Origin of the sequence: Pseudomonas sp. NPDC098747, from assembly GCF_044760045.1 — a bacterium.
Lineage (GTDB): Bacteria > Pseudomonadota > Gammaproteobacteria > Pseudomonadales > Pseudomonadaceae > Aquipseudomonas.
Map to the genome: position 1 here is coordinate 1 of NZ_JBIWAL010000126.1, position 3716 is coordinate 3716.

At 55.9% G+C, this 3716-nt stretch carries 9 protein-coding genes; 1 reads left to right on the forward strand and 8 read right to left on the reverse strand.

All coding sequences use genetic code 11. The features are described from left to right. On the forward strand, positions 1-251 hold a 251-nt coding region (locus ACIQVE_RS29340; RefSeq protein WP_402815414.1), incomplete at its 5' end, for a hypothetical protein. Positions 252-307: 56 nt separating this feature from the next. Here the strand turns inward: ACIQVE_RS29340 and ACIQVE_RS29345 are convergent. The 8 genes from ACIQVE_RS29345 to ACIQVE_RS29380 form a co-directional block, all read right to left on the reverse strand. After that, positions 308-619, reverse strand: a complete 312-nt coding sequence (locus ACIQVE_RS29345) for a hypothetical protein (RefSeq protein ID WP_402815416.1) — start codon at positions 617-619, stop codon at positions 308-310. A 186-nt stretch (positions 620-805) separates the two neighbouring features. Further along, the gene (locus ACIQVE_RS29350; RefSeq protein WP_402815418.1) at positions 806-1123 is read right to left on the reverse strand and encodes a hypothetical protein; all 318 of its coding nucleotides are present in this window, start codon (positions 1121-1123) and stop codon (positions 806-808) included. Between the two features lie 8 nt (positions 1124-1131). Continuing rightward, positions 1132-1968: a hypothetical protein gene (locus tag ACIQVE_RS29355; RefSeq protein ID WP_402815420.1), complete on the reverse strand. Its 837-nt coding sequence runs from the start codon at positions 1966-1968 to the stop codon at positions 1132-1134. A gap of 192 nt (positions 1969-2160) precedes the next feature. Beyond that, positions 2161-2484 carry a hypothetical protein gene (locus ACIQVE_RS29360; protein WP_402815422.1) on the reverse strand — a complete coding sequence of 108 codons (324 nt, stop codon included), beginning with the start codon at positions 2482-2484 and terminating at the stop codon, positions 2161-2163. An 8-nt stretch (positions 2485-2492) separates the two neighbouring features. Then, on the reverse strand, positions 2493-2666 hold the full coding sequence (locus ACIQVE_RS29365) for a hypothetical protein (RefSeq protein ID WP_402815424.1): 174 nt from the start codon (positions 2664-2666) through the stop codon (positions 2493-2495). Between the two features lie 112 nt (positions 2667-2778). Continuing rightward, entirely contained in the window at positions 2779-2976 is a 198-nt protein-coding gene (locus ACIQVE_RS29370; protein ID WP_402815426.1) for a Cro/CI family transcriptional regulator, read from the reverse strand. A 24-nt stretch (positions 2977-3000) separates the two neighbouring features. Beyond that, positions 3001-3471, reverse strand: coding sequence for a DUF1353 domain-containing protein (locus tag ACIQVE_RS29375; protein ID WP_402815428.1), 471 nt, complete (start codon positions 3469-3471; stop codon positions 3001-3003). Continuing rightward, a partial coding sequence (locus ACIQVE_RS29380) for a hypothetical protein (protein ID WP_402815430.1) occupies positions 3471-3716 on the reverse strand: 246 nt, incomplete at its 5' end. The genes ACIQVE_RS29380 and ACIQVE_RS29375, both read right to left, overlap by 1 nt.

Consider the following 3716-nt stretch of genomic DNA (forward strand, 5'->3'; position numbering starts at 1 on the left):
GCAAGTCAGCCGCTCCCGAGATCATGCCCCTGACTGTCCAGCGCTGGCTAACCACCTTCGACAAGTCAGGCGGTCAACACACCCGCCTGCTGCCGATGGACAAGTGCATCATGAACACCGCTGAGTTCATCGATCACGTCTCTCACCTCAGCGAGCACGACATCCCTACCCCGCAGCTCCTGCAACTGACCATGAAGCTCATGAACCAGCTGGGAAAACGGAACCTGAACTTTACAGGCTTCGCGGTTTAGCCCCTTCCCCTGCCCGCGCCAACTGGTGCGGGCGCCCTCTCCGGCGTTCTGACGACCTATACAACCCCTTCTTCGTCCTGATCAACCTCAGCCAGTGGTGCCTGCGCCGGCGGCTCCACAAACGACCGGAACGCCTCGACCAACAACCCCCATGCATCGCATCCGTCAGCTGATTCCAGGAACGCCTGTACCTTGCCCAGGTGCTGCTCGAACAACTCCCGATCTTCCTCGCAGATAAAGCTCAGCATCTGCGGTGACTCCCGCCGTTTGAGCTCTTCATTCGCCAGGCGCCGAATCATTTCCATGTTGCTGATTGGAGAATCAATCGTCCGTTGTAACTGCTCCATAGCCTGCATCAGAGGGTGCATACCCATATCCTCACAAATTGACTTCACATTTAACCTGGCGGCGCTTGAGGATCTGCATGTTAATTTTTCGCTCCTACATTGTTGGTTGAAAAAATTAACATCCGACGACTCGGCGCCAAATTTTGTAACCCGCAAGGTCGAAAAAACAAAGGACGCCTAAGCGCCCCTTGTTGATTTCCCCCAACCTTACTGCTGCTCGGTGGACGGATTAACCCGCGACTGCACAAACCTCGACAATTCCATGAGGCTTGCGGCCAATCGCTTTTCCGGAAACTGCGCCTCGAACTCCGCGACCATCTGCATGAGCAATCCATCTGCTCCTGCAGGTGCCCTTCCTTGGGCCGCGTTCGACGCTTCCGGCTGTGCAGCTGGCGCGATCCGCCCATTAGCAAAGTCGATCAACGATTGAGGGTTCTGGAACAACAACTGCTGAACCTTCGGATCGTTGACCACCCTGATAAATTCCGGGCTGTTCGACAGCTGCACCAATTGGTTAATGTCCATCGAACACCTTACGCCTTGACGTTGACAGGGCTAGCAGTCTGCGCCCCGGTGGTGGTAGCGCCAGTGTTGCCCACGATCAAATTGGTGTTGGTCGCACGGGCAATCTGGTTGCACTCGGTCATGACGTGAACCAGCTGGCCCAGCACGTTGGCTTGAGCTTGCGCCTGAGCCTGCAGCTGGTTCTGGTTGTTAATCATGGTGATCTCGATGCCATGACGATCAGACGCACGCGAGGATGCGTGGCGCAGCTCGATCAGTTCGTTGTCCTTCGAGGTCAGCAGACGGTTCAGGTTGTCCCGGTCGATGCTGTTGATCAGGGCTCGAGTGCGGTCGCCATCGTTGTTGATCGCCTGCTTGATCTCGCAAGCGCTCTCAGAGACGTTCTGGTTAACGCCAGAGATGCCCGCAAGCGTCAGTGCCGAAGTCGCTTGCACGGTGTCCTTGGTGTTGGCGAACGCCTGCTGGATGCCCAGCGCCAGCGAACCCAGAGTACCCTGCAGACCGAGGGTCTGAGTCAGGGTGCTGTTTTCGATGGCCGCAGTCACCTGCGGAATCTGCGCCTGAATCTCACCCAGCTTGCTCAGGGTGGTTACGTCCACCAGGTTGCTTGGGGTTACGCAGCCTTCCCCTTCGCGGCCACCCAGACCGCCATTGCGCAGCAGAGCGCCAAGCACCAGTCCGGCGACCAGACCACCACCGCCCATGCCGCCACCGAAACCACCGCCCAGTTGTTGAAGATCAATACCTTGGCTCATCTCTTCACCTTCATGTTTGTGTTTGTGCGAATGCATTGGGGCGTGACCGTCCTGGTGCATTTCCGCTTGAGTTATTTCTTCATCAATCATCATTGCCTCCACGTGTTTGGTGTCGCGAATCCACGCGGCTCCGTTAAACGCACAATGAGTATTGAGCACAGGTACACAAACAGATACCGGTCGGAGGACCTCAGGTTCCTCTTCTGAGAGTTGAGCTTGGGGGGCATACACTAGAAAATAAAAACCCCGCACTTGGCGGGGTTCTGGATTTCTTCTTGAGCCTTACGCAGCATCGGCAATCGTTTTTTTACGCAGATCCTTAGGGGAAAAAACTTCTCCAAGAACGAATACCAGTCCTACGCCGCCAGCGGTTGCCATAGAAAGTTTCGAAGCCATCGCCAGATCGAACCAGGACGGGATGAAGATACCGCCGATCATGAGGATGAAAGGGACAATCGACGTGCCATTAAAAAGGGCATTTACGCAACACCCTGTGCTGACTGGCTGGCCGTGGTACCACTGCTGAACAATGCGAATCAAGATGCAGACGACGATGCCGATTAGTGAGTAGCCTTCACTATTCAAATGAAAATCAGAAGGAAGCATTCATTCACTCACACCAAGATAGACAGCTTCATGAGCACTGCCGCGCTGCCGGCTCCGATTACCGCTCCGATGATTTCAGGTGCGCCCGAGGCATTGGCACCTCCAAACGCATTGGTGACGATAAGGCCAAGCAAAGCGCCAGAAAGGATCAAGCGGGCAACCTTGAAGTAATTGATAGTCATGCCGATCTCCTTAATCCTTGACGCGACTGGTTTTATCCAATTTCGGATAACTGAAATATACCCTAGAACATAGGATTTAGTAAATTAAACCCCGGATTTGATACCTTGCTGCTCAGAGGACCTCAGGTTCCTCTCCAAACCGCTTGACCTCATAGGCATCAAAAAAATCACCCGCGTCAGTAACGCGGATGATGATTTTTCGGTCTGAGTTGATGGCTTTACGGATTGCCCTGGGCGTCATATGGACATATGACGCGGCTACTTTCTGCGAAACTTTTTCGGCGTATGCGGTCAGGCTCATTTCGATCATGACGATTACCAGATGGGAAGTTTTTCAGCTGGCCCAGCTTGCTTCCAGTGCGCGCTTCTCTGGCGTGCTGGTGGGGTGCGCGACACCGGACAGGCGCCGGTAGAGCCCCACAGCGCCGGAGATGACCTTGCGCTTGACGGTGGGCACCTCAAGCACCGTCATTGCCTCCAGCAGGATCTGGTCGCACGCGGAACGGGTCACCAGCTGAGGCTGGCCATCGACAGTGACGCTCAAGTACTCACAGACAATGTCGTGCACGACGGCTGCCTGCCCGTACGCCCCCCAAGGCGGAATCAACGACCAGAAAAGGCGCGGGACACTGGCGCCATCAGTGAGATAGCCCGCCGGCACATGCACCCATGCCGGGTATTCGTGGTGCTGGATGTAATACCGGAAGTCCTGCGTCACCCGCCAGTGATCGCCGCCGAGCGCCTTGCTCGCTTCGGCGTCGTATTGCACGCGCAGTGGCGCGCTGAAACGTGACATTCTGCTCATTACCAGGTGCGCCCCGTCGAGTACTGCGCCCATCTCACCGTTGAGGCTTGAATCTCCGAAAAATCGGCGGGCCGCTTTTCCGAAAAGCCAACGGTGATCGCGCCGATCAGGGTCGTCATTTCCGGTGGAATACCCACCGCGCACCCCCATACGACACCCGCACGCTTGATCGCATCCCTGATCGATGCGCGGGGCTCGAACTCCTCACAGAACTCCTTGCCCTTGATGAGTCGGGCAACGTGACT

Excerpts from the sequence above, each read along its gene's own strand:
- ACIQVE_RS29350 (WP_402815418.1), bottom strand. The coding sequence starts at position 1,123 with ATGGACATTAACCAATTGGTGCAGCTGTCGAACAGCCCGGAATTTATC.
- ACIQVE_RS29365 (WP_402815424.1), bottom strand. The coding sequence starts at position 2,666 with ATGACTATCAATTACTTCAAGGTTGCCCGCTTGATCCTTTCTGGCGCT.
- ACIQVE_RS29345 (WP_402815416.1), bottom strand. The coding sequence starts at position 619 with ATGCACCCTCTGATGCAGGCTATGGAGCAGTTACAACGGACGATTGAT.
- ACIQVE_RS29360 (WP_402815422.1), bottom strand. The coding sequence starts at position 2,484 with ATGCTTCCTTCTGATTTTCATTTGAATAGTGAAGGCTACTCACTAATC.
- ACIQVE_RS29370 (WP_402815426.1), bottom strand. The coding sequence starts at position 2,976 with ATGATCGAAATGAGCCTGACCGCATACGCCGAAAAAGTTTCGCAGAAA.
- ACIQVE_RS29375 (WP_402815428.1), bottom strand. The coding sequence starts at position 3,471 with ATGAGCAGAATGTCACGTTTCAGCGCGCCACTGCGCGTGCAATACGAC.
- ACIQVE_RS29355 (WP_402815420.1), bottom strand. The coding sequence starts at position 1,968 with ATGATTGATGAAGAAATAACTCAAGCGGAAATGCACCAGGACGGTCAC.